The 24,802-nt window shown below is 47.1% G+C and carries 27 protein-coding genes; all 27 read right to left on the bottom strand.

Going from position 1 to position 24,802, the window contains the following annotated elements; all coding sequences use genetic code 11:
• Position 1 precedes the first annotated feature (1 nt).
• A complete protein-coding gene (locus tag GQ671_RS03280; protein ID WP_160652638.1) occupies positions 2-796 on the bottom strand; it encodes an ATP-binding protein in 795 nt (264 codons plus the stop codon).
• A 2-nt stretch (positions 797-798) separates the two neighbouring features.
• Positions 799-1,002, bottom strand: a complete 204-nt coding sequence (locus GQ671_RS03275; RefSeq protein ID WP_160652636.1) for a DUF6501 family protein — start codon at positions 1,000-1,002, stop codon at positions 799-801.
• Positions 1,003-1,090: 88 nt separating this feature from the next.
• Entirely contained in the window at positions 1,091-2,353 is a 1,263-nt protein-coding gene (gene odhB / locus GQ671_RS03270; RefSeq protein WP_160652634.1) for a 2-oxoglutarate dehydrogenase complex dihydrolipoyllysine-residue succinyltransferase, read from the bottom strand.
• 11 nt (positions 2,354-2,364) lie between these two features.
• A complete protein-coding gene (locus GQ671_RS03265; protein ID WP_160652632.1) occupies positions 2,365-5,139 on the bottom strand; it encodes a 2-oxoglutarate dehydrogenase E1 component in 2,775 nt (924 codons plus the stop codon).
• An 89-nt stretch (positions 5,140-5,228) separates the two neighbouring features.
• Entirely contained in the window at positions 5,229-6,602 is a 1,374-nt protein-coding gene (locus GQ671_RS03260; protein ID WP_160652629.1) for a HAMP domain-containing sensor histidine kinase, read from the bottom strand.
• On the bottom strand, positions 6,599-7,273 hold the full coding sequence (locus GQ671_RS03255) for a response regulator transcription factor (protein ID WP_160652626.1): 675 nt from the start codon (positions 7,271-7,273) through the stop codon (positions 6,599-6,601). Before GQ671_RS03255 ends, GQ671_RS03260 begins: the two co-directional genes overlap by 4 nt.
• A 77-nt stretch (positions 7,274-7,350) precedes the next feature.
• A complete protein-coding gene (locus GQ671_RS03250) occupies positions 7,351-7,971 on the bottom strand; it encodes a GNAT family N-acetyltransferase (RefSeq protein ID WP_160652623.1) in 621 nt (206 codons plus the stop codon).
• Positions 7,972-8,147: 176 nt separating this feature from the next.
• Positions 8,148-8,774, bottom strand: a complete 627-nt coding sequence (locus GQ671_RS03245) for a phosphatase PAP2 family protein (protein ID WP_160652621.1) — start codon at positions 8,772-8,774, stop codon at positions 8,148-8,150.
• Complete coding sequence (locus tag GQ671_RS03240) at positions 8,771-9,850, bottom strand: undecaprenyldiphospho-muramoylpentapeptide beta-N-acetylglucosaminyltransferase (protein WP_160652618.1); 1,080 nt, start codon at positions 9,848-9,850, stop codon at positions 8,771-8,773. The genes GQ671_RS03245 and GQ671_RS03240 overlap by 4 nt, the downstream gene beginning before the upstream one ends.
• 100 nt (positions 9,851-9,950) lie before the next feature.
• The gene (locus GQ671_RS03235; RefSeq protein WP_160652615.1) at positions 9,951-11,528 is read right to left on the bottom strand and encodes a S41 family peptidase; all 1,578 of its coding nucleotides are present in this window, start codon (positions 11,526-11,528) and stop codon (positions 9,951-9,953) included.
• A 103-nt stretch (positions 11,529-11,631) separates the two neighbouring features.
• Complete coding sequence (deoD, locus tag GQ671_RS03230) at positions 11,632-12,351, bottom strand: purine-nucleoside phosphorylase (RefSeq protein ID WP_160652612.1); 720 nt, start codon at positions 12,349-12,351, stop codon at positions 11,632-11,634.
• A gap of 36 nt (positions 12,352-12,387) precedes the next feature.
• Complete coding sequence (locus GQ671_RS03225; RefSeq protein ID WP_160652609.1) at positions 12,388-12,609, bottom strand: YozE family protein; 222 nt, start codon at positions 12,607-12,609, stop codon at positions 12,388-12,390.
• Entirely contained in the window at positions 12,609-13,109 is a 501-nt protein-coding gene (locus tag GQ671_RS03220; RefSeq protein WP_160652606.1) for a PTS sugar transporter subunit IIA, read from the bottom strand. The genes GQ671_RS03225 and GQ671_RS03220 overlap by 1 nt, the downstream gene beginning before the upstream one ends.
• 37 nt (positions 13,110-13,146) lie before the next feature.
• Positions 13,147-13,572 carry a peptide-methionine (R)-S-oxide reductase MsrB gene (gene msrB, locus GQ671_RS03215; protein WP_160652603.1) on the bottom strand — a complete coding sequence of 142 codons (426 nt, stop codon included), beginning with the start codon at positions 13,570-13,572 and terminating at the stop codon, positions 13,147-13,149.
• The gene (gene msrA, locus GQ671_RS03210; protein ID WP_160652600.1) at positions 13,572-14,093 is read right to left on the bottom strand and encodes a peptide-methionine (S)-S-oxide reductase MsrA; all 522 of its coding nucleotides are present in this window, start codon (positions 14,091-14,093) and stop codon (positions 13,572-13,574) included. Before msrA ends, msrB begins: the two co-directional genes overlap by 1 nt.
• Before the next feature lie 23 nt (positions 14,094-14,116).
• On the bottom strand, positions 14,117-14,662 hold the full coding sequence (locus tag GQ671_RS03205) for a DUF2140 family protein (protein ID WP_160652597.1): 546 nt from the start codon (positions 14,660-14,662) through the stop codon (positions 14,117-14,119).
• A 14-nt stretch (positions 14,663-14,676) separates the two neighbouring features.
• On the bottom strand, positions 14,677-15,156 hold the full coding sequence (locus GQ671_RS03200) for a dihydrofolate reductase (protein WP_160652594.1): 480 nt from the start codon (positions 15,154-15,156) through the stop codon (positions 14,677-14,679).
• Positions 15,157-15,166: 10 nt separating this feature from the next.
• On the bottom strand, positions 15,167-16,120 hold the full coding sequence (locus GQ671_RS03195; RefSeq protein WP_160652591.1) for a thymidylate synthase: 954 nt from the start codon (positions 16,118-16,120) through the stop codon (positions 15,167-15,169).
• Between the two features lie 222 nt (positions 16,121-16,342).
• Complete coding sequence (locus GQ671_RS03190; RefSeq protein ID WP_160652588.1) at positions 16,343-16,780, bottom strand: BrxA/BrxB family bacilliredoxin; 438 nt, start codon at positions 16,778-16,780, stop codon at positions 16,343-16,345.
• A gap of 1 nt (position 16,781) precedes the next feature.
• The gene (locus tag GQ671_RS03185; RefSeq protein ID WP_322789452.1) at positions 16,782-17,576 is read right to left on the bottom strand and encodes a virulence factor; all 795 of its coding nucleotides are present in this window, start codon (positions 17,574-17,576) and stop codon (positions 16,782-16,784) included.
• Between the two features lie 29 nt (positions 17,577-17,605).
• Complete coding sequence (locus GQ671_RS13110) at positions 17,606-17,890, bottom strand: NifU N-terminal domain-containing protein (RefSeq protein WP_322789451.1); 285 nt, start codon at positions 17,888-17,890, stop codon at positions 17,606-17,608.
• Positions 17,891-17,900: 10 nt separating this feature from the next.
• Positions 17,901-18,074, bottom strand: coding sequence for a zinc-finger domain-containing protein (locus GQ671_RS03180; protein ID WP_160652586.1), 174 nt, complete (start codon positions 18,072-18,074; stop codon positions 17,901-17,903).
• Positions 18,075-18,128: 54 nt separating this feature from the next.
• On the bottom strand, positions 18,129-18,533 hold the full coding sequence (locus GQ671_RS03175; RefSeq protein WP_160652583.1) for a ribonuclease HI family protein: 405 nt from the start codon (positions 18,531-18,533) through the stop codon (positions 18,129-18,131).
• Between the two features lie 11 nt (positions 18,534-18,544).
• Positions 18,545-19,417 (bottom strand): 5'-3' exonuclease, encoded by an 873-nt coding sequence (locus GQ671_RS03170; protein WP_160652580.1) that lies wholly within the window; start codon positions 19,415-19,417, stop codon positions 18,545-18,547.
• Positions 19,410-20,276 (bottom strand): sulfurtransferase, encoded by an 867-nt coding sequence (locus tag GQ671_RS03165; protein WP_160652577.1) that lies wholly within the window; start codon positions 20,274-20,276, stop codon positions 19,410-19,412. The genes GQ671_RS03170 and GQ671_RS03165 overlap by 8 nt, the downstream gene beginning before the upstream one ends.
• Entirely contained in the window at positions 20,273-23,647 is a 3,375-nt protein-coding gene (locus tag GQ671_RS03160; protein WP_160652574.1) for a dynamin family protein, read from the bottom strand. Before GQ671_RS03160 ends, GQ671_RS03165 begins: the two co-directional genes overlap by 4 nt.
• Positions 23,648-23,651: 4 nt before the next feature.
• Positions 23,652-24,779 (bottom strand): THUMP domain-containing class I SAM-dependent RNA methyltransferase, encoded by a 1,128-nt coding sequence (locus GQ671_RS03155; RefSeq protein WP_160652572.1) that lies wholly within the window; start codon positions 24,777-24,779, stop codon positions 23,652-23,654.
• Positions 24,780-24,802 lie beyond the last annotated feature (23 nt).

The raw sequence follows: 24,802 nt of genomic DNA, 5'->3' as shown, positions 1-24,802 counted from the left end.
GTCATCCCATTCCAAATTGAAGTTCTGCTGCATTCAGTATTGCCTTTTTCTCCTGCTCACTATCCAGCTTGTCGATGATTGCACGGTGGCAGGCACGACTGATCGGCATCTTTGTGCTCAGATCTGCAAGATCGATCAGACTTCTGACACTTGAAGCTTCCTGGGAAATCTGGCCCTGCTCTGTCATTGTGACAAGATCACTGTGGAATTGTGCAATCTCCTCAATGATACTCCCATCTTTTTGTATGCTCTGTGCTTTCAATATTTCGGCAAGTGCTTCCTTCGATACATATCCGAGTTCGATAACATTGAAGCGGTTAAGAAGTGCTTCGTTCATAGGCATGGTCCCGACATATCCGACATTGATCGCTGCGATGACCCTGAACCCCTGTTCAGCTGTAATGACATCCCCGGTCAGCGGGTTGGTGATCGTTCTGCGGTAGTCGAGTGCCGCATTGAGTATCGGCAGCACTTCAGGCCTGGCCATGTTGATCTCATCAATATATAGAATCGCGCCTTCCTTCATGGCACAAACGACAGGGCCATCTATGAAAGTAATTTCCTGCCGGCCTTCCGTATATTCAATTGTCTTGAATCCAAGCAGGGATTCGATATCCACATCCACGGAGCAGTTGATGCTGTAGATGTGCTGATCAAGCGCTTCAGCCATGTTTTCTGCAAGACGGGTCTTTCCAGCCCCGGTAGGACCCTTGAGCAGAAGATTCTTGCCGAGGGAAAGGATGATCATCGCATCCCCTTTGATTGTCTCATCATTGTGAAGAAATTGTATCGGCATATCTATTCAGCTTCTTCAAAGTAGGTCTTATAGTAGCCGCCGACTTTTCCCGAGTTATCTTTAACAAAAATATATTCTTCGGTTTCATTGACTACCGTATACAGCTTTCCGGCTGTCAGCATATCTGATACTTTATATTTCTTAGCATCTGTATGTTTTACTTTGACCGTTCTCAAGTTGTTGTCGTTCCAAGTTTCATGAAGCATGTTCATCTCTCCAGACATTTGATTTTATTATGATTCTAACATAAAAAAGACAGGCGTCCTATGGACGCCTGTCATAAATATTATTGTTTTATCCTTCAAGCAGAAGATCTTCAGGGTTTTCAACGAGATCCTTGATTGTTTTGAGGAACCCTACCGCCTCTTTGCCATCGATGACCCTGTGGTCATAGCTTAGAGCAATGTACATCATCGGACGGATTTCCATTGTTTCATCATCGACTGCCACAGGACGTTTCTGAATGGTATGCATGCCGAGGATGGCTGCCTGTGTACCATTGATGATCGGTGTGGACATCAGTGAGCCGAATACGCCACCATTTGTAATTGTAAATGAACCGCCGGTCATGTCATCAAGGCCGAGCTTTTTATTCTGTGCCTTCTTCGCCATATCGACGATATCATTTTCGATATCTGCGAATGTCTTACGGTCACAATCCCTGACTACCGGGACAACGAGACCTTCATCAGTCGACACTGCAACACCGATATCATAGAACTGCTTGAGGACAAGATCTTCCCCATCAATTTCAGCATTGACAGCAGGATACTTTCTGAGTGCTGCGACGGATGCTTTAGTAAAGAATGACATGAATCCAAGACGGGTGCCATCATGGCGTTCCTGGAACTGTTCCTTCTTGCGCTTTCTGAGTTCCATGAGATTCGTCATGTCGACCTCATTGAAAGTCGTCAGCATTGCTGTGTTCTGTGAAACTTCGAGAAGACGTTTGGCAATGGTCTGTCTTCTGCGGGACATCTTTTCTCTGATTACAGGCTTATCCGGTTTGCCGGAATCCTGCTTCTTGGGCTGCTCCTGCTTTTTAGGTGCCTCTGATTTCTCAGGCTGCTTGCCGTGGCCTTCGACATCCTGGCTTCTTACAAGCCCCCTTGGATCGGAAGCATTGATATCGTTGATATCGATGCCTTTCTCACGAGCCATGCGCCTCGCTGAAGGTGTGGCTACAATGCGCTCACCGTTTGGCTGTTCTTCTTGTTTCTTTTGTTCTTCCTTCTGTTCTGAGCTGTCGGAAGATTGCTCAGGCTCTGATTTGTCTTCTTTCGTGCTCTCTTCAGATTCTTCTGATGAACTGCCTGCTTCGCCATTCTCTTCAACAATGGCGATGACCTGGCCGACTTCGACCGTATCGCCTTCTTCAGCTTTGAGCTCGGTGATGACACCGGCTTCTTCACTGATTACTTCCACGTTGACCTTATCCGTCTCAAGTTCGAGGATATTTTCTCCTTTTTCGACCTGGTCACCTTTTTGTTTCAGCCAACTTGCAATCGTTCCTTCTGTAATTGATTCAGCCAATTCTGGGACTTTAACTTCAGCCATTATTCTACCTCCTATGATTTTAGAGCAGTTTCAATAATATTCTGTTGTATCAGTTTATAGGATTCTCCATCACCTTCTGCAGGAGAGGCACGCCTGATTCTGCCTACATAGTCCACTTCCACTTTTTCCGGTACTATCTCGAGCAGGAACGGAAGAGCATAGTTGTATGTGCCCATGTTTTCAGGTTCCTCCTGGACAAATCTGACTTCATCCAGATTCCTGAGACCTTTCAGTACCTCCTGGACCTTCTCAGAAGGGAAGGGATAGATCTGCTCCAGTCGGATGATCATTACTGCATCATCTGGATTTTTCTTCTGCTCTGTCAGCAGGTCGACAGCCATCTTGCCGCTGGCAATCAATACCTTTCTGACTTTTGTCCGCTTGTACTCCGGCAGTATGATTTCCTTGAAGCTGCTTTCTGTAAAAGCACTTACAGGTTCACTGACGATCTGGTTGCGGAGCAGGCTTTTTGGTGTCATGAGTACCAGTGGCCTCATTTTTTCCGTACCAAGATATTTTGCCTGTTTTCTAAGAAGGTGGAAGTAGTTCGATGCACTGGACAGGTTGGCAACAGTCATATTATTTTCAGCAGCAAGCTGGAGGTAGCGTTCCAGGCGTGCTGAGGAGTGTTCTGCACCCTGCCCTTCCTGAGCATGAGGAAGGAACAGTGTCATTCCGGATGTCTCTCCCCACTTGGCATTGCCTGCGGCCATGAAGTTGTCGAAGATTACCTGTGCCATGTTCGAGAAGTCGCCATATTGTGCTTCCCATATTGCCATGACCGTCTTTTGCTCTACATTGTATCCATAATCGAAACCGACGACTGCAGCCTCTGAAAGTGGTGAATTATGCACATCGAATGTAGCGTTTGAATCACTGACTGCATGGAGCGGAATATGATTTTCTCCTGTTTCAGGATCGTGCAGTACAGCATGCCTCTGGGCAAACGTACCTCTTTCTGAATCCTGTCCAGTCAATCTGATCGGAGTACCATCCTGGTTGATTGATGCAAAAGCAAGTACTTCCGCATGTGCCCAGTCTATGAGCTCTTCATCGTCTTCAAACGGTTTTTTCCTTCTTTCAAGTACGTTGGAAAGCTTTTTGAATACTGTGAAGGAATCAGGATATTGGAAGAGATCATCATTGATTTTTTCAAGACGTTCCCGTGAAATATCATCTTCGGGGTTTTCCTGGCCTTCCATGATGGCTTCCGGGGTTTCAAGATGCCCATCTACATTCGTATCACTCTTGTCGATCTGGTCATGGGCCGCTCTCATTTCATCCAGTACACCCTGTATGATTTCAGTCTTTTCATCTTCTGAAATGACGTTTTCCTCCACAAGTTTAGCACCATAGATTTCGTCGATTGTATCGTGGGACTTCACTTCCTTGTATAGAAGTGGGTTGGTCGTTGTCGGTTCATCCATTTCGTTGTGCCCATATCTTCTATAGCCAAGAACGTCGATGACGATATCCTTGTTGAATTTCTGTCTATATTCAAGTGCAATCTCTACTGTTCTGAGCACATGCTCAGGACGATCTGCGTTGACGTGGAGAATCGGCAGATCGAAACCGAGGGCTGCATCCGAGGCGTATACCGTCGATCGTGCATCTGTCTCTTCAGTAGTAAAGCCGATCCGGTTATTAGCAATGATATGGACGGAACCGCCGACACTGTATCCATCCAGTTTACCGAGGTTCAGGGATTCATAGACAATACCCTGTCCCGGGAAGGCTGCGTCGCCATGTATGATTGCTGCAATCGCCTTGTTGAAATCCTGATCCGGATATCCTGCATGATCGGTAGTCTCCTGCTGTGCGCGGGTCTTGCCGAGGACAATCGGTCCTACAACTTCCAGATGGCTTGGGTTATTGGCCAAACTGATTCGCTGCTTCATTCCTTTGTCTTCTCTTGTTTTCGCTCCACCCAGGTGGTATTTTACATCCTTCATCCAGCCTTGTGTGATTTCAAGAGAACCGTCTTCAGGAAGAAACTTCATCGGATCTGTATGCATGAATTCACTGATCATCATTTCATATGGCTTCTCGAGGACGTGGGTCAGTACATTCAGCCGGCCGCGGTGTGCCATTCCGATCTGCAGATTGGGGATGCCTTCGTCCGCCATCAGTCCGAGCATATGGTCAAGCAGTGGCACTATGGAATCGACACCTTCGATGGAAAAGCGTTTTGCCCCTACAAAGTTCTTGTGCAGATACTTTTCAAACCCTTCCACTTTTGCAAGTGTTTTGAACAGGTGCTTCTTTTCGTCATCAGAAAGGGAAACTTCCTTCTGTGTTTCAATTGTTTCCTTCAGCCATTGGCGCTCTTGCGTATCGTTGATGTGCATATACTCGTATGCGAGCGGTCCAGTGTATAGTGAATGGAGCTGGGTGACTGCTTCATAGGCATTATCGTAATAGTCACCAAGGTGCACGCTTACAAGTGAAGCAGGCAGCCTTTTCAGGTCCTCTTCAGTCAGGTTGTAGTCTTTAAAGTCCAGGCTTGGAACATTTTTTACATCCGGTGTATAGACAGGATAGATATCCGATTCCAGATGACCAAACAGCCTGATATTATCTATCAGACGCAATAGACTTTTCACTTTACTGTGATCCATATCCGATTGAGCAGTACCTGCCTGTCCAGAACTGATATTTTCAAACAGATAACGCATTTCATCACTGACGCTGTCTGGATTTTCCTGGTACATCTCGTGAAGCTCGAGAATCATCCCCAGATTGGTACCAAAACGAACCGGGGCATTCTCAAGTTCTTTCTCTTGCATTTTGCCACCCTCTTTAGATTCTTTTATCTTATACAGTTCCATTCTAGCACTATGGTATTTCGTTTTAAAGCCAATAGTTGCTGTAATTATTACAATTGTCTATTTTTTAGAGGGAATCTTATCGTCACTTTTGTAAACGCTCCCTCATTGCTTTCTATCCATACTCTACCCTTATAGTTATCGATAAGTTTTTGTGCGATAGAGAGTCCGAGACCGTTGCCGCCGAGTTCCCTGCTCCTTGATTTGTCGACTCTGTAGAATCGGTCGAAAATGGCTTCAATTTCGCTTTCCGGGATGCCGATTCCGTGATCGACGATTGAAATGTCGAAATGGTCCTCGTGTTTTTTTGTAGTGACATTGATATGTTTCTGTTCATGGTCGTATTTGATTGCATTATCCAGAAAAATGACCAGCATCTGCTCAAGATGATAAGGATTGATGAGGAACCGGATCTTTCTATCGTCAAGATCAAGATTGAAAGTATAGTCCGGATGCAGCTGTCTGAATGCAGCCACCCTGCTCTTCACTTCCTTGTTGATATCGACCTCTTCCATGACTTCTTTTGTCCTGCCTTCATTCTTTGTCAGAAGCAGGAGTTCTTCGACAAGCTTGTTGATCCGCTGGAGTTCATCGATTGAAATGTTCAATGATTCGTCGAGAACTTCAGGCTTATGCCGTCCCCATCTGTTAATCAGCTTCAGATGCCCCTGTATGATCTGGAGTGGCGTTCTGAGTTCATGGGACGCATCCTCTACGAACTGTTTCTGCTGGTTATAGGATCTCTCCAGCGAATCCATCATATGGTTGAATGATTCGACCATGTAGTCGGTTTCTTCGGTGTTGGTCTGTATCTGGAGCCGTTCGGAGAACCCTTCATCTTCTATTCTTCTCAGCTGGTTGGCAATGTTCCGGATCGGCTTGACCATCTGTGTGGAAAAGAAGTAGCTGATGATCGAGGTGAAGAGAATGGAGATGAAGCCGACAATGATGGCGATGAAGACCATCATGCGGATGACCGAATGGTAGTAGTCGAGCGGGTGTATGACCGAAAGGTAACCATTCCAGTAGACTGAATCGATCCTGATGCTTCCTTTGAAAAAACTGCCATCCTCTGTATCCATGGAAGTGATCTCCTTCTCAAGTACAGGCTCGAACTCACTTTCATAAACCAGCGGTATACCGGCAGTGGCGCTGAAAACTTCTTCCCCACTCTGTGTATAGAGAATCATCTTCTGCCCGTCATAAAGACTCGAATAGATTTCATTTTCGTTGATGGTATTGATCGGCTGACCTTCATATATGCTCTCCAGCTCCTCAAGACTTCGGTCTATCGAACGGTACTCCTGGTTTTCCAGGTAGATGCTGGTCAGATAGATGAGCAGGGAGCTGAACATCAGATATGTGATGGAAATGATCAGTGTGGATAGCCGAAGCCATCTGTATTTCAGCGATTGTCTGTTCATGACCGGATCACATACCCGACACCTCTGACGGTCTCTATCAGTTTATGCCTGTCGAATGGCTTGAGCTTATTGCGCAGGTACCTGATGTAGACATCAACGACATTTGTTTCCACTTCACTATCATATCCCCATACATGATCCAGAATGGTCTCCCTCTGGAGGACGACACCGGCATTTTTCATCAGCAGGTGGAGCAGGTCGTATTCCGTCTTGGTCAGATCGATATGGACATCATCAATCGTAACGTGGTGAGCCTTTCCATCCATGACAATGCCGTGCATGGAAAGCACTTCGCGTTTCTGCTCTTTTGAAGTGGAGCGGCGCATGATGACACGTATCCTTGCCAGCAGTTCTTCTATTTCAAATGGTTTTACAATATAGTCATCTGCACCATAATCGAGTCCGACCACCTTGTCGTATGTCTCACCCTTGGCTGTAATGATGATGATCGGTGTATCCTTCTCCTTACGCAGTCGTCTGCATACTTCCAGACCATTCAGCTCAGGCAGCATCAGATCGAGCAGTATGCAGTCATAGTCGAATGAATAGGCCTTATCCAGGCCATCCCCCCCATCGGCGGATAAAGTGACCTGATACCCCTCATGAACGAGCTCAAGCTCTATGAAGCGGGCGAGATTCATTTCATCTTCCACAACTAGAATATGTTTCATCATAATCTTCCTATCTTCTGTTTTTGTAATCATATCATGCTGGAAGCATTAAAAAAACGCATGATGGATATCATGCGTCAGCTTACAGTTTCCAGGGGCAGATCCATCATATAGCTCTGCTGTTTGATGAGCAGGTTCTTTTTGACTTCCGGCCATTCATCATCAATTATGGAATAGATGATGATATTGCGTGCAACACCACGGAGGTTTCGCTCCTTGCGGATGATGCCTTCTTTCGTAAAACCGATCCGTTCGATCGCACGGTTGCTTCTGACATTTCTTTCATCCGCACGAATCTGGACACGCATCATATTGAGCACTTCAAAACAGTACTCGAGCAGCAGAAACTTGCTGTCGGAATTGACGAAAGTACGCTGGGCCCTTGTCCCGAACCATGACGCGCCGATTTCGCAGCTCTGCCTCTCGTAGTCGATTTGCTGGATTCTCGTACTGCCGAGCACTTCATCAGTCGTTTTCAATACGACGACAAAAGGGATGTCCCTAAGCTGGTTCCTGAGTTCTATGGCGCTTCTCACCCACTCCTGCATGAGGTCTTCATTCGTTGCCTGGAACAGCATATACGACCAGATGGACTCGTGATTGATTTCGTGCAGTTCCCGGGCATGGCCCGGCTGCATGGGGATGAGCCTGATTCTTTCATTTTCCAGGATTATGGACTCATACAGATTGACGACCATCTGATCTCACCTCACTGATATATATTGACAAGATAATTATAAGTGCATACAAAAAAATTGGCAACGCCCAGAAGGGCGCCGCCATATGTTTATGGATATATTTCTTTGTCTTGAAAATGATCTGTTAAATAAGGGGGGCTTATTCATTATCATTGATAATCATTTTCAATTACATTCTAAACAGGCGTTGGAAGCTTGTCAAGCTTTTTGTGCATTATGAAACTCGTACCGATGACGACGGCTGTTCCGGCTACGATTCCGGCAATGATATCTGTCGGATAGTGCACTCCCAGATAGACTCTGGAAGAGGATATCATCAGAATGAAAGTTGCACATATGCCGTATAATATCCCCTTATGATTCAATTCACTATTTTTGATGAGTGCCATCAATGAACCGAAAAAAATGGACGATCCCATGGCATGGCCACTCGGGAAGCTGAACCCGGTAATATCTATCAGCCTGAGGAGGGATGGCCTCTGTCTGTCAAAGGTGTTTTTCAACACAGGTACGAGTACACTGCTCGAGAGCATGGAGATGATCAGAAAAAGTGTCTCGAACTTGAGGCGGTAGAGCATCAGTATTGTGATCATGATGAGTGACAGTATGACCATCGACAGCACTTCACCCACCTGGGTGAAACCAAGCATGAGCGCCGTCGTGATGAAACTCTCCGATGCGTATATGAATTCATATACTTCAGTATCAATCCAGCGCCCGAGGCGAGATTCGTGGAAGAAGGCGATGACACCGAAAATCAGGGTGAAAACCAGAAACAGGGATATTTTTTTCAGTCGACTCATTGCTGTGCCTCCTTGGTGATCAGAAGATCTACGAGTTCCTGGGGTTTGAAGCCACCCTCGAACTTGCACATGCAGTCTACGATGGCTTCCTTATTGGAATCAATCCGTGTGAGTGTCTGCTGGAAGATTTCCATATCAAGTTCCTCGTCCTGTATGACCTCTGCATAGCCTTTCTCCTTGAAATACTCTGCATTCTCCACCTGGTCTCCCCTGCTCTGGGAACGTGGCAGTGGGATGAGTATCATCGGTTTTTCATTAAGGAGGAATTCGTAGATGGCATTCGAACCACTACGGCCGACGGCGATATCGGAAATCGTGATAAGGTGTGGAAGTTCCTTTTTGACAAACTCGAACTGTTTATAGTTGTCCCTGTCCAGTCCTTCCTGATAGTTGCCCCTGCCGCATAGATGGATGATCTGCCATTCCCTGGTCAGTTCATCCAGATTGTTTCTGATGAACTGATTGATGGAACGGGCACCGAGCGAACCACCCATTACGATCATCACAGGTTTATCCGGATTAAAGCCGGTCAGTTCATAACCGATTTTGCTATAGCCGCGTTTCAGTTCATCACGTATTACAGGCCCAATATATTCAGCCTTGTCTGAAGGAATATATTCAAGTGTCCTTTTGAAAGTGACGAATATTCTGGTTGCGAATTTGCCTGCTATTCTATTCGCCAGGCCTGGTGTTATATCGGACTCATGGATATAGACGGGGATGCCGAGCGACTTGGCAGCCAGTACGACAGGTACACTGACAAATCCACCTTTTGAAAATACAAATTCGACATTTTCCTTTTTCAATACTTTGCGGGCATCACCGATACCCTTCATGACTTTGAATATGTCTTTGAAGTTTTCCGAGGAAAGGTAGCGTCTCAGTTTCCCGCTCGAAATATTATAGTATTTTATGGAAGTCGCACCGATGATTTCCTTTTCTATCCCTTTCTTTGAACCCAGATAGACAGGTTCTATCCCTCTATTTATAAACCCGGGGATGAGCAGTTTGTTGAGCATTACGTGTCCGACTGTGCCCCCACCTGTGAGGACGACTTTTCTTTTCTTTGGTTCCATACTTTCCTCCAAAAACTCTTTTATGCTAATTACTTTAAACTATTTTAGCCATTGATACAATATAAAGCCGCATAAACATCATGTTCATACGGCTTGACTGCTATTCTTCTGTTGATTCCTCTTCGTTCCCGGCGTCCTGATCTGAATGATCTTCACGTTCTTCAATCTCCAGATGCTGTGCGCGCTCGTCTGCGTATGTTTCTATTTCTTTTTCAGTATATTCTTCATTAATAAAGTCGACCAGATAATTGAGCTGGGCATCATTGCTGTTGATATAGTCCCTGAGTTCACTCATCATTGCAGTTGAAGTTTCGCCAGTGACATCCCCGCTCTGTTCAAGATCCTGATCTGCCTGGAATGATTCCACTGCTGCGGTCAATGATGCATCAAAAGTTTCGTCGAAATCATCAATCTCGTAGCCGAGCGTGTCCAGTGCAACCTTGATTGACTTCACTGTATCATTGCTGACGTCCTCTGTATACACTTCATCGGGATTCAGCATTTCAACTCTGTAGTAGTCAGGGTTTACCAGCTGTATATCCGGAGTGATGCCTCCCCCATGTATCCAGGTGCCATCCGGCGTCAGCCACTTGGTGTTCGTGTACTTCAACAGCGAGTCATCGCCAAGTTCAACCGTGCGCTGGACGACACCTTTACCGAAGGACTGTGTCCCTGCGACGGTCGCATCGGTAAGATCATCCAGTGCGCCTGTAAATACTTCGGAGGCGCTTGCAGAGCCTTCATTGATCAGTATATAGACGTTGAAGTCGTCAGTGTTCGGATTCTGCTCATCAGTTGTCTTGATTTCTGTGCGCTCTCCGCCATTCTCTTCCAAATAGAGCACAGTTTCATTCTGGTCGATGAACTGGTTGATCATGCTGACAGCTTCATCCAGAAGACCCCCCGGATTATATCTGAAATCGATGATGACATCCTCTACATCATCTTCAGCTGCCGCGTTGAGCATATTCTCAAACTCTTCTGTCGTACCTTCCTGGAAACGGTTGATGCTGATGTGGCCGACACCTTCGACCTCTTCATAGGTGACGCTGTCGATGTGTATGGTATCTCGGGTGATTGTCACATCCATCGGATCACCTTCGCCTCTGACAATGGTCAGAACAACATCTGTGCCTTTTTCTCCACGTATCAGCTGTACAGCTTCCTGTGTGGTCCATCCTTCAATGGATTCACCATCCACGGCAATGATTTCGTCTCCTGGTTCGAGACCGGCTTCCTCAGCTGGAGAACCTCGCATCGGGGATGTGATGATGACACGATTGCCTTCCTGCATCACCTCTGCGCCGATGCCTTCAAAGTCACCTGTCACAGACTCCTGGAATTGTGCCAGTTCTTCATTGTTCATATATTCGCTGTATGGATCATCAAGTCCTTCGACCATGCCCTGTATGGAAGACTCGATCAGAGCTTCACGATCAACTTCGTCATAGTAATTTGCATTTATTGTATCGTACACATTATAGAGTTTGGCAAACTCGCTTCTCGTGTCTGTACCGACATTCACAGCTTTCTCAGAGCCTGCTTCGAGACTGAGTGCAGTAATGACAGCTGTAGCAATGATTGATGTCAATATGATGATGATAAACCAGAAAAAATTGATATTGATACGTCGTCCCTCTGCAAATCTGGACTCTTGACGCTCGTTTTCTTCGCTCAAAACACACACCTAATTTCTGCTTGAATAATTAAGTTTCAGTTTACCAGTTTAAGCTTGAAAATTAAAGAAAAAGAACAGTGCCGGGCACTGTTCCTGATGAATGCTATTCAGTTTCTTCTGCAAAAGGGAGGCTTGCATCCAGTGCCACTTCGATCATTTCATTGAAAGTGGTCTGGCGCTCTTCGCTTGATGTGGCTTCTCCGGTAAGGATATGATCCGACACGGTAAGAATGGAAAGTGCTCTGGCATCAAACTTCTTGCTGATTGTGAAGAGTGCGCTGGATTCCATTTCCACAGCCAGGACACCGTACTCTGCAAGCTGTTCGATGTTGCCATTTTCATCATAGAAGGAGTCCGCCGTGAATACGTTGCCTACTTTGACATTCAGCCCTTTTTTCTTTGCTTCATTATAACTTGAAAGCAGCAGTTCAAAGTCTGAAGTCGGAGCGTAATCGATGTTATTGAAAAGTTTTCTGTTCTGATATGAGTCGCTTGATGCACTCTGTGCCAGAATGACATCTCTGACTTCCACGTCTTTCTGGATGGCACCACATGTACCGACGCGAATCAGGTTTTTGACACCGTACTCAGCCATGAGTTCGTGAATATAGATGGAGATGGATGGAACCCCCATGCCTGTACCCTGTACAGAAATGCGTTTGCCTTTGTAGTAGCCTGTAAAACCGAGCATATTACGGACTTCGTTATAGCAGACAACGTCATCGAGAAAAGTCTCTGCAATATATTTAGCTCTTAGTGGATCTCCAGGAAGCAGAATCGTTTCTGCGATATCGCCCTTGTTTGCATTGATGTGAATACTCATGAATAATAATCTCCTTTAGTTGGTATTAATGTCCGGCTAGTGGGAAAGCCAGTTCCGATAGTCATCAAAAGCTGAGTCATAATGGGAAAGCGGCATGTCTTCATAGGGGTTCTCCTCAAGATATTCCGAAATTTCAAGATAGTCCTCGGAATATTTGGGGAACATGGAATCTTCCATGACGAAGCTCGCCAACCGACCGATTGGCGAGTCTTCCCCTCTTCTTGTCTTGAGATACTGATAGAAAGAATAGTTCTTCATTATTTTATAGAAGCACTTGCAACAACCGTATCTGCCCGATTCAGACTGCTGACTTCCTCAATATTGAAAGACTCGAGAATGTCACTATTGGTTATGATGACAGGGGAAATTGTGCTGTTCGCTTCCGACTTGACCAGGTCGAAGTCGAATGTGACAAGCTTGTCTCCCTGTTCAACTTTATCTCCCTCGGAGACATGACCTTCAAAGCCTTTGCCTTCCATTGCAACAGTTTCAAGACCGATGTGGATGAGCAGCTCGATATCATTATCGGTCTTGATGCCGATTGCATGATTTGTAGGGAAGACCTGCATGACGGTTCCGGAAACAGGTGCGACCACTTCACCATCTGTCGGCTCGACACCGAATCCTTCGCCCATCATCTTCTCCGCAAAAACAGGATCTGGAATGTCTTCCAGTTTAACATATTTTCCATTCAAAGGACTTGTGATTTTCAGCTCTTTGTCTGCCTCGTTCTTTTTTCCAAATAAATTTTTAAACATGTGCTTTCTCCCCTGTCCATATTATTATTTATGACATCTAGTTGAAATACTTCAAGTATTCCCCGTACCCTTTTTCTTCAAGGCTGTCTTTCGGAATGAACTCCATCGCCGCTGAGTTGATGCAGTAGCGCAAGCCGCCGAGTTCTTGTGGACCATCTTCGAAGACGTGTCCAAGGTGGCTGTCTGATGTTTCGCTTCTGACTTCCGTACGGCGCATGCCGAATGAGTCATCAAAGTGTTCTGATACATCCTCCGAAATCGATTTCGCAAAACTCGGCCATCCGCAATCGGACGCAAACTTGTCACGTGAAGTGAAAAGTGGTGTGCCCTTGATCTTATCCACGTATAGTCCATCTTCGTAATGGTTCCAGTATTCGTTCTGGAATGGTGGTTCGGTACCATTCTCCTTCATGACATTGTATTCGGCAGCAGTCAGTTCGGATTCACTTTTTTCAATTGCCATTACTCTTTCCCCCAATGCTCTTCTATGAATGATTTTCTGCCTGAACCTTTGAAGTAGGCATTATAGTGTGCACTGTTTGTCTTATAGAAATCCTGATGCTCTTCTTCTGCTCTGTAGAAGTTCTTATATGGCAGCACCGGTGTACGAATCGGGCCGTTGAATATATTCTGTTCATCAAGCTTCTCGATTACAGCTTCGGCAGTACGCTTCTGCTCATCATCATGATAGAAGATTGCGGGCGCATACTGTGGTCCTCTGTCGCCGAATTGTCCGTTTGTATCTGTCGGGTCGAATGTTTTGAAGAATATATCGAGCATGTATTCATATGACATGACCGATTCATCGAAATCAATCTGTACAGCCTCGACATGTCCTGTTGTTCCTGTTGATATTTCCTGGTATGTCGGATTTTCAACATGACCATTGGAGTAGCCGGAAACTACCGATTTCACTCCGTCAAATTGGTCAAATGGTTTTACGAGACACCAAAAACATCCACCTGCTAATGTTGCTATTGCCAAAATACTCACCTCTTGATTTTCTTTTATCTTGTTATAGAAAAATACCACTCATCATTCCCATAATCAATTGAATCGACTTTCACGTCCCACTCGATCTGTTCTGTCAATGCCGCGGAATCGACAACCAGTGCCCTTTCCGTATCGCTGAATCTGATGCCTTCCGGCAGGTCACTCTGTGTTCTGATCAGAGAATACAGCATGTCCTGCGTCAAAGGAAGATCGGCTATGTTGATGTTCTTCGCTTCGAAGACCACCTCGTCTCCAGTGGATACGGGATCAAGCGCAATTGATGTATCGATTGTGAATCCGTAGGCTTCCTGGACAGCATCAAGTACAATGCCTGATTCATCTACTGAAATCGTCAAACTGTCATCATTGATGGATTCATTAAGTACGGATTCGACAGCATCGTTGTTCATCTTTATTTCTATACCCGATTCCGAAGGCGTATAATTATCATTTTCAGAATCCGGAGCTTCATAGTTGCCGTTCAGCACGGTGAAGAGCCAGATGACGATGCCCACGTTCACAATCAGCAGACCAATGAACAGCCATTTCCAAATATTCAAAAGCGGACACTCCTTTATCGGTTTCTGCGTCTATAGTGCAGAAATTCGTGCGGGTACCTGTTCTTTTCATTGACTGTACCCTCTTCACTCGACACCAGTTCCCAGTCGGAACTGTCATAGTCCGGGAAGAAGGTATCGCCGCCGAATGTTTCGTAGATGTGTGTCACATGCATTTCATCAACCAGGTGCATCGTCTGGCTGTAGACGCCACTGCCGCCGAAGATGAATACTTCGCCATCCAGTGCTTCGATATCATCTATGCTGTGGATAACATCGACGCCTTCATGCGAGAAATCTTCACTCTGTGTCAGTACGACATTGCGGCGATTGGGCAGCGGACGACCGATGGATTCGAAAGTCTTCCTGCCCATGACGATGGTATTGCCTTCTGTAAGCTTCTTGACATGTTTCAGGTCATTGGGCAGATGCCACGGCATGCTGTTCTTGAAGCCGATGACGTTCTGTGCTGAATGACATACAATCAAAGATACCATTTTCATCCTCCTATACCGCAATCGGTGCCTTTATATAAGAGTGTGATTCATAGTCCACCACTTCAAGATCTTCATATTCCAATTCGAACATTGAACGGTCCCCATTTATCTTTATTTCCGGTGGCGTGAAACCTTCGCGTGCGAGCTGTTTCTCTACAGCATCTACGTGATTGCTGTAGATGTGCGCGTCACCCAGTGTATGGATGAACTCGTCTGCCTCGAGACCGCATTCACGGGCTACAAGCTGCAGCAGCAGAGCATAGCTGGCAATATTGAAAGGCACCCCGAGGAAAACATCCCCACTTCTCTGATAGAGCTGGAGGCTCAGTTTCCCTTCATTAACGTAGAACTGGAAAAAGGCATGGCATGGTGGCAGTGCCATCGTATCGATTTCAGCCGGATTCCAGGCTGTCACGATGTGTCTCCTCGAATCCGGATTATTTCTGATGCTCCGGACGACATCCTTCAGCTGGTCGGTGAAGCTGCCATCCGGCCCTTCCCAGGCACGCCATTGCCTGCCATAGACATTACCGAGATCTCCATACTTTTCGGCAAAAGCATCATCTTCAAGAATACGTGCTTTGAAGGTTTCCATCTCATCTTTATAAACTTCCTTGAACGCATCATCCTGCTGTGCACGGATTCCGAAGTTCGTCATATCCGGTCCTTTATATTCATCGGACTCGACCCAGTTTTTAAATGCCCACTCATTCCAGATGTTATTGTTGTACTGCAGCAGGAAACGGATATTCGTATCACCACGTATAAACCAGATCAGTTCTGTAGCAAGCATCCTGAACAGTACCTTTTTGGTGGTCAAAAGCGGAAAACCGTGCTGCATATCAAATCGCATCTGATGACCGAATATCGAATACGTACCAGTACCGGTGCGGTCACCTTTGTATTTGCCATCCGTCATGATCTTTTTCATCAGTTCGTGATATTCACTATCGAAAGGATTCATTTTATCCTCCCCTTTTCTTTTTATGATTATTTATATATAATAATACATGAATGTACGTATGTACGTATGCGATTAAATCTATTCATTTGAGGTGTAGCCAATGGAAGTACTTATGACAATCGGTCTGACGCTGCTCGCTTTATATATGACGTCCATGAGCATTTTCGACTAGTCCCATAATCATCATTAAAAACAGGAAAGGCTCAGCCTTTCCTGTTTTTATTATGCACAATGCGCGTCAAAGGCTTCTTTTATATCCATCATGATGTCATTGATATCCCGGCCTTCAATATGTTCACGTGGAATGAAATGCACAAGTGCATCCCCTTTGAACAGTGCCATTGAAGGGCTTGAAGGCGCCTGCCCGACATACTCACGCATGCGCTCTGTAGCCTCTTTATCCTGACCCGCAAATACGGTTGCTCTTTTGTCCGGACGTATAGGATTCTGCTCGGCGACAGTGACTGCAGCTGGTCTTGCCAGTCCTGCAGCACAGCCGCATACGCTGTTGATGACAACAAAAGCAGTTTCTTCCTTACCGAGGCCGGACATGAACTGGTCCACGTCCCCAGCCGTCGTGAGGTCTTCGAAGGACCTCTGTGTCAATTCATCACGCATCGGCTGTGCAACTTCTTTCATGTATGCTTCGTATGGGTTCATTCTATCGCTTCCTTTCCTGTATCTGTTTCCAGACGCTGCCGAGTGCAGCCTCTCCCTGTTCAATTCTGGCGATGGCCATCTCCATCTGGAGACGTACATCATACTGCGGGTCATCCTTATGGGCTTTCAGATGCGGCAGGCTGCTCGCGTCTCCGACTTCGTAGACGAACATGGCGGCACGCCAACGGACAATCGGGCTTCTATCGCCCAGCAGTGGATACATGTCCCGGAGACCTTCTTCGTACCCGAGATCACTGTAGGCATCTCCTGCAGTCCGTCTTACAGGCACCGATCGATCCTGGAGTGCACGCTTAAGATAGGACAGTGTCTTTTTCTCCTCGATCATTGCAAGCAGACTGACTGCTTCTCTTCTTACCTGCATCTTGTCATCTGAAAGTGCAAGTTCAAGCAGTTCATAGTCATCCGCAGTGGGTGTTTCCATATGGTTCAGCAGCCAGAGACGATCTTTCCAGTCTTCCCTGGATTCATAATCCTGGACGGACCATCTATAGTACCGTTTAGGTTCAGGAGTCGATCTGCTCTTCGCTTCCTCGATGAGACGATCCAGTCTTTCTGCACCATAAAGTGCCTCGAGTTCCTCGGCAACTTCCTGGAACACCTCATCGGGCGTTCCATAGCGTGTGCCATGATCCTCCCATTTCCTGAGCAGAATGATGTTGTCCTCTGGCAACGTAGCGGATTCGACAGCATTCATGAATCGATCCGGCAGCTGTTTCCGGTGCTCTTCCCCGTCATTCAGTTTGATCTGATAAGGGATATTTTTAAATGTCAGCACCTGGGTGGAAACAGCACCGAAGTTATCCTCTAATTGAGGTTTTTTTTTACGTCCTGGTCTTCTGCATTGAATGTCTTTTCGATTTCAGGTATCAGCGTGTCCCAATCGGCTTTTGGTGATTTGTCGACCGAGATGAAGTTCAGTGCGTGGAATACACTGGTCACATCATCAAGTTCAAGTACTCTGTTGATGAACGCAGGTGCATCATCGGATGTTTCACGATAGGTTGATGATTTCATTTCCTGCTTTTCTTCACTTACAGTGATTTTCATAGTATTCGGGCTTGGTGTTGGTTCAATTTTAACGATTTCCATGTTAATCCTCCTATTGCAGTTCATTTCCGTGTGAACGTATGGCGATGCCTATCGAACACTCGTGTATGCAAAAATTATGTGCAGCCGTCTTGCTGCCATCTGCGCGGTTAAGCTCCTTCAGAAGGCAATTCTGGCAGTATTTTTCTTCAAGGGCGTTGATCTTATCCAATACTTCGATATTCACTTTTCAACCTCCTTAAGCAATTATACCGAAATTTTACGTATAAAAAAAGGCTGATCACTGAGATCTGCCTTTCTTATGTCTGTAGAGCAGTTCCCTTGCACGTTCGTCAGCCCGCCGATTCTTCTCCCTCGGTGTCCAGCTGATCAGAAAAAGGTCAAATCTGCCGAGATTGGCTGAAATGCTGTTGAAATACTTCCTGAAAACCGGATGTTTCACATGGTTCTTGTCGAAGCTGTCGGCTATGATTTTGGAATCCGTGTAAACAATAAGAGAAGTGATGGAATGTTCAATCGCTTTTTCCACAGCAAAATCGAGTGTAGCCCATTCAGCTTCATGGTTGTCCATTTCACCCAGGAACTTCGTGAATTCAAGATCCATCGCCTCATCTTTGAAAACAACTGCCCCGGCAGCCATCTTCGGCTGGGTCGAAGCGGCTGCGTCTATATAGACAAGTGTCATGCAGTCACCTCCTACAGATCCAGCGTTCCGACGAACTTGCTGCTGATTGCGAGGTCATGGTCATCAAGTATGGTCTGGATCTGTAGTTTTGAAATGCTGAGTACACTATTTTGCTCTATATGGTCGAAATCAACCGGTACATCGGTGATGATGCGCGCCAATCTTTGTGAAATCTTCAGTGACTCGACATCACTTTCTATTTTACTGCGGATAGCGGGCGTCAGAGTCTCAAGATTCATGAGGATGTTTTCGACGCTTTCAAATTCGCGGATCAGCTTGAAAGCCGTCTTTTCCCCAATGCCTTTGACGCCCTTATAGCCGTCGCTTGCATCTCCCATCAGCGCTTTCACATCGATGAACTGCTCCGGTGTGATGCCATGCTCCGCTTCAAACCGGGCTTTCGTATACTGGTCGTACACCGTATAGCCTTTCTTTGTCAGCCATAGTTCATTTCTTGCATCAAGCAGCTGCAGGAGATCCTTGTCCCCACTGACGATGACGATATCATCATATCGCTTCGACAGGGTACCGATGATGTCATCGGCTTCATAACCTTTTATGCCAATCTGGAACATGCCGAGGGCGTCCAGTACTTCTTTGACATGGTCGAACTGCGGGATGAGTTCATCTGGAGGTGCGACCCTGTCCTTCTTATAATCCGCATACCATTCATTTCTGACAGTCTTCGAGCCCATATCCCAGGTGATGACCAGATGTTCCGGCTTCAGTGTCTCGACCAGCTTCAGTACGTGGCGGACGACACCCTGGACTCCATTGGTCGGTCTGTCGTAGGCATTGTACATGAACTGCTGGCGAAAACTTGTCGCATAGAAATGACGGAATAGCAGTGCCATGCCATCCACTACAAGTATATTATTATTCATTCAGAGATAGGATCCTTTCATTCAGCGGGGCGTCCCCGGTTTCGATAGTGTTGTTATCATCTGTTATCCATTCCGAGAAGCTGCCGCCGTAAAGGCGCACCGGCAGGCCCATCTCCTGGAGTACCAGAAATGGCGGTGTTGCACTCATGCCGGAACCGCAATATACGATGATTTCCTTGAAACTGTCAAGAAAATGGCGCATGTGCTCATGTGAAGCGAAGTCCATCCTTCCCGCTGTGAAGAAACTGCCGTAGGGAATGTTCACAGCACCCGGAATATGTCCCATCTTACGATCGATGGGCTCTTCAAGTCCAAGGTACCGCTCCCTGCTGCGGACGTCGATCAGCAGGACATCCTCATCATGTACCGCTTCTTTCACATCCTCCATCAGCACAAGCAGTCCGATTTGGACATCGGAGTAGTCGCCGGTGCGGCTCTGGTTCGGGCCAGGCAGTGCGGGTGTGGTGCTGCCAAAAGATGTGGACAATGTTTCAAGGCTGTCCACCGAGTCATTCCACAGCATGGCATCAAGCCCATATAGCCTGAACAGATAATAAAGGCGCGTATGGAAGAACTGCTGTTCATCATCAAACAGGAGCGGAACCTCTCCTGATGCCTGTACCAGTGATTCATGAAGTTTTTCTACGATACTTCGAACCGGTACCGGATGTCTTCCGTGATTCAGTCCTTCGTCATCAAACATCCAGGGGTACTGTGGTATATGCACGGCGCCCTCTACCGGGGATTCAGCTATTCTATCAAGCGATGCTGTCATATCATCCATGACATTGCGGCAGTCCACCGGAATGAGCGTATTGAAATCCTGTTCGTCTACAGTTGTTCTGTCTATAATGGTCATGCATTCACCACCTCAAGATTTTCTATAGTCTGCGCGAGTTCTGTATCCGCTTTGTAGACTTCCTCACTGATTTCGGGCAGCGGTTCGGATAGTGACTGACGGACGGGTTCAAGCTGCGCCTTCATTTTCCCATCGACCGTTTGGAGATAGGTGTCGACCATATCCGTCATCCCGTCCCTCATTGCAGCATCATCAATGGAATCAATGACTGCTTCCGAGAGTTCGAGCAGCAGGCTGCGGAAATCCCTCGCCCTGTTTTTGGCACGTGCAAGGGGCTTTTCGTATTCAATAAGACGGGATGCGTCAATCTCGACTCCGGGCTGTGCATGGTCGGCATATACGCCATCGATACGGTGGGCTGTCTGTGTTTCCTTCAGATCTTCATTCAGCTGCCCGACCATCTGTTCAATCTCCCGCTCCGCCTTATGGTAGACGGCATTGAAGCTTGTGGCCGTTTCAAGGCCAAGATGCTGGTTGATGGCGTTCGAGAGATAGGCCTGGTTATCCGTTAGGAAATGCCCATTCTTCATATCCGCCGGGGAGATCATACTTTTCAGCTGATCATAGAGCTTCAGTGTCAGCTGTTTTTTTGTATGGGACAGTATGATGTCCAGTTCCTGATGGAGTGTCGATGCAATGGCTGTCACTGTGAAGCGGTCGATTGTATCGGCCACTCTGCTTCTCGCCGCTTCAATTTCAGCCTGTAGCGCGTGGCGGTCATGGTACCGTTCGCAGTTGCCGGCGATAGTGCGCTTGAGCTGTTTTGCTGTTTCCCTCATGGACTGGTACTGGATGTTCAATGCATTATGGGTGGCAAGTGCCGTGATTTCATTCTTGGCTGAGTCAAAACCAGCATCCCCATCTTCAAGTGCCTGTTTGCTTGATACCGGAAATATCTCATGTTCAATGTCAAGCTGTCCAAGTGAGGCATGGATATAGTCCATCACTTTGTCAAGGTCATCATCCGATTGCATCAAGTCGACGGCATTGACGATGAAGATGATCGGAAAATCTGCTCCTTTGATCGATTTGATGTACTGCAGGAAATGCTCATCGGAGCGACTGAATACATGATTATAGTAGGATACGTAGATGATCATATCACTGCCGGCAATGATGCTGTGCGTCTCCTTCGTATGACGGTCGTTGATTGAATTGATGCCTGGGGAATCGGTGATCGTGAATCTGTCTGTAAATGGCGTATCGATGGACAGGAAGGCCTTATGGATGAATATGGCCTCCTCGTCCGTACTGATCATATCGATGAGTGCTCCGGTTTCCATCTCGATATCCTGGCCAAGATGCGCCTGATGCGTGTCAAAGTGGGACAGGATGCCATCAATGAACGGAATGTGGGCTTCCTTCACCTTGTGACGGCTGCGCTTTATCCAGGGGAGGAAATCAGCGACTGCACTCCCCTCATGGTTGGTGATCACTTCGAGCGACTGGACGAGATCCGCTTCTGTCTTATATAGTGCATGGCTCTCTTTGCCCCCGGTGATCTCGGTGATGGTTGCGGTCGTCGGGTTCGGGCTTGTCGTCAGATGTACGCCCCCCATCAATGCATTGATGAAGGTTGTCTTTCCGGCACTGAATCCACCGAACACGCTGATATTGACCTCGCCTTTATCGATGCGCTCGAGCTTGTCCGCTATTATACTGCGGTAGTCATTGTATCTTGGATGATCCAGGAGTATTTCGACGAGCTGACGGTAGTAGGCGGTATCCATCTCCCCAATGGGCTTGTCGGCTACGCTGCTCCTATAGTCAACTGTGTCTGGTGCTGCTTCTTCAAAGTCGCGGCTGATCGCCTCGGTCAGGTCGAGTTTGTCCATTTCATCATTGAGATGGATATAGAAATGCCTGTAGTTGGATGTCTCGATGGATTCGACCAGTTCGAGTGTTTTCTTCAATGACTGGTACGTTTCAAGTGTCTCCTCGAGCTCCTTTGAAGATGCAGCCTGCGACTGTGTCCGGATATCAAGGCCCTGCATGTGGTCCATTGCACGTCTAGTGATGTCTGCGCCGATTGCCCGCTTCAGCTTGTCCAGATAGTTCATGACATAGGCTGACGACAGTGTTGTCATCTCTTCCTCTATCAGTACATCTTCATTCCAGTGGTATCTGAACGGTTCCCCTTCGAGCCCAAGCTTGTCGAACAGGGCGTTGACCGGTGCGTTGATCTCCGTCTGGAGTACAGGGTCGATTTCACTTCCAATCTTATTTCTATGTTCATCAATGAGTGCCTGGGTCTTTTTCTTTTTGCCGAACAGACCGCCCGGCTGTATCTCTCCGGCGCATACCTTCAAGTACGTCTCAATCGCCGTTTTCACCTGATGTGGATACAGGTAGCTGTTCGTGACGATGTCCTTCAGTGATGACTGGACATGGGAGCGGAGTGCTTCCTGGTTCTCATGGAGACGGGCGATCTCATTATTGTCGAGTGCATTCTCAAGATAGGTGATCTGTTCCTCCACTGCTTCCACAGTCGGTGTATCGGGAAGTTCCAGGCTGCTCTCCATATCTTTTGCAGCGTCTTCCAGGTACTGCAGCTGCCTGTGTTCGATATTGCGGATGATCCGTTCGTGGTACTCTGCCTCATAGTCAGGTCTGTTCTCTTCAATGCTTGAGATTTCTTCAGAAACCTGTGCCACTTCGTTGTAGGGTGACTCGTATATCGATGTTGTAAAGATATGGGCAGGTGTGACATTCCAGTGGCCGAGCGTCTTTCTGATGCGGGACATGAAAGTTTCCATAGAGAGTTCCGCATCATCATGCTTGTCGATCTGGTTGATGATCAGGGAAAATGGAATCTCAAGTTCCGAGATCTCCTTGAGCAGCTTCATATTATGTTCGCTCTCGACGTGGTTGTATTCCACAGTGAAGAAGATGTAGTCGCTGTTGAGCAGGAAGCGGTTGGCACTGTCCTCGTGGCTCTGTGTATTGGAGTCGACACCCGGGGTATCCTGGAAGACCGTGCGCGCCCTGAACTCGGGGTGGGAAACATTCATCGAGATGGACGTGATGTCGAGATCCCTTGTATTGAGTCTTCTGAGTGCCGCGTAGTCTGCCAGCGGAATATATCTGTACTGGTCGACAAAGGCCCGTATCTCCCGCTCCTCCCCGATTTCAACCGAAACGGTGTTGCTTGTCGTCGGTACGGGTGAGGACGGCAGGATGTCCTGCTCGAGCAGATGATTGATCAGGCTCGATTTGCCGGCCGAATAATGACCGATGAATGAAAATACGAGCTGATCCCTGTACGTTTTCATGATGGCATGATCGATCTGTGAAACAAGCACATCATTATCGGACTTCAGTATTTCCTTTTTCAGCTTATATAATGTGTCGAGTGTCCCTGTCGCTGCCAATTGGTCATTCCTCCCGTTTTCCCCAGTATTGGAAGTAGGTTGTTTCGATGTAGCCGTTGAAGAGTTTTCGGCGCTTGGTCGCCTTCCTGTTGACGATGTGTTCGAACATCTTGTTTGAAGTCATCAGATAGACGCTGAGTGAAGGGTTGCTGTTCATCAGCTCACCGAGCTTGCGGTACATCTCTTCGACTGCTTTTGCTTCACCGATACGCTCGCCATATGGTGGATTGGTGACGATCTGGACGTTCTCCTCGTCAATTTCAAGGTCGTGGACATCGAGCAGCTTGAACTGGATATTGTCAAGCAGTCCGACTTCCATGGCATTGTCCCTGGCAATCCGGATCATTTCCGGATCGTTGTCGGAAGCGAGTATTTTAACTTCCCGATCGTAATGTGCCGCTTCTTCCAGTTCCATACGCACTTTGACCCAGTCGGCTTCAGGGATGATGTCCCATTTCTCTGCATCAAACGTCCGGTTGGATCCGGGCGCAATATTCAATGCCATCATCGCCGCTTCGATGGCAATGGTGCCTGATCCTGCGAAAGGATCGATGAGCGTGCCGGAGCCATCATAATTTGCCAGGCCGAGCATTGTCGCGGCAAGTGTCTCCTTGATCGGCGCTTCACCCTGTGCAGTACGGTAGCCGCGCTTATGCAGCGCGTCCCCGCTCGTGTCGATGGTCAGTACGGCACGATCCTTCAGTATTGCGATATCCACCTTGTAGCGCGGACCTGTCTCAGGCAGCTTGCTTTTGATGCTGAATTCATCCTTGAGATGTTCGACAATGGCCTTTTTGACGATGCGCTGTACGTCCGGCACGCTGTAGAGTGTGGACTTGTGGGAACGTCCTGTCACCGGAAATTCGGCAGATGGACCGAGGATGTCGGACCATGGGAGTGCTTTTGTCTTCTCGAACAGCTCGTCGAATGTCGACACTTCGAAATCTCCGATGATGATACGGATCCTGTCTGCGGTGCGCATCATCAGATTCGTCCGGATGATGGCCATCTCATCCCCTTCGAAATAGACACGGCCATTTTCAAGTTGTGTTTCATAGCCGAGCGCCTCGATTTCATTGGCGACGACCCGCTCGATTCCCATCGGTGTATTTGCCAGCAGTTTGAATTGCATCAAAAAACCCTCTCTTTTATGGA

Origin of the sequence: Salinicoccus hispanicus (genome assembly GCF_009831115.1) — a bacterium.
In the GTDB taxonomy this organism is placed as follows: domain Bacteria; phylum Bacillota; class Bacilli; order Staphylococcales; family Salinicoccaceae; genus Salinicoccus; species Salinicoccus hispanicus.
The sequence above is the reverse complement of the archived record's forward strand: the minus strand, read 5'-3'. Positions and strand labels throughout refer to the sequence as shown.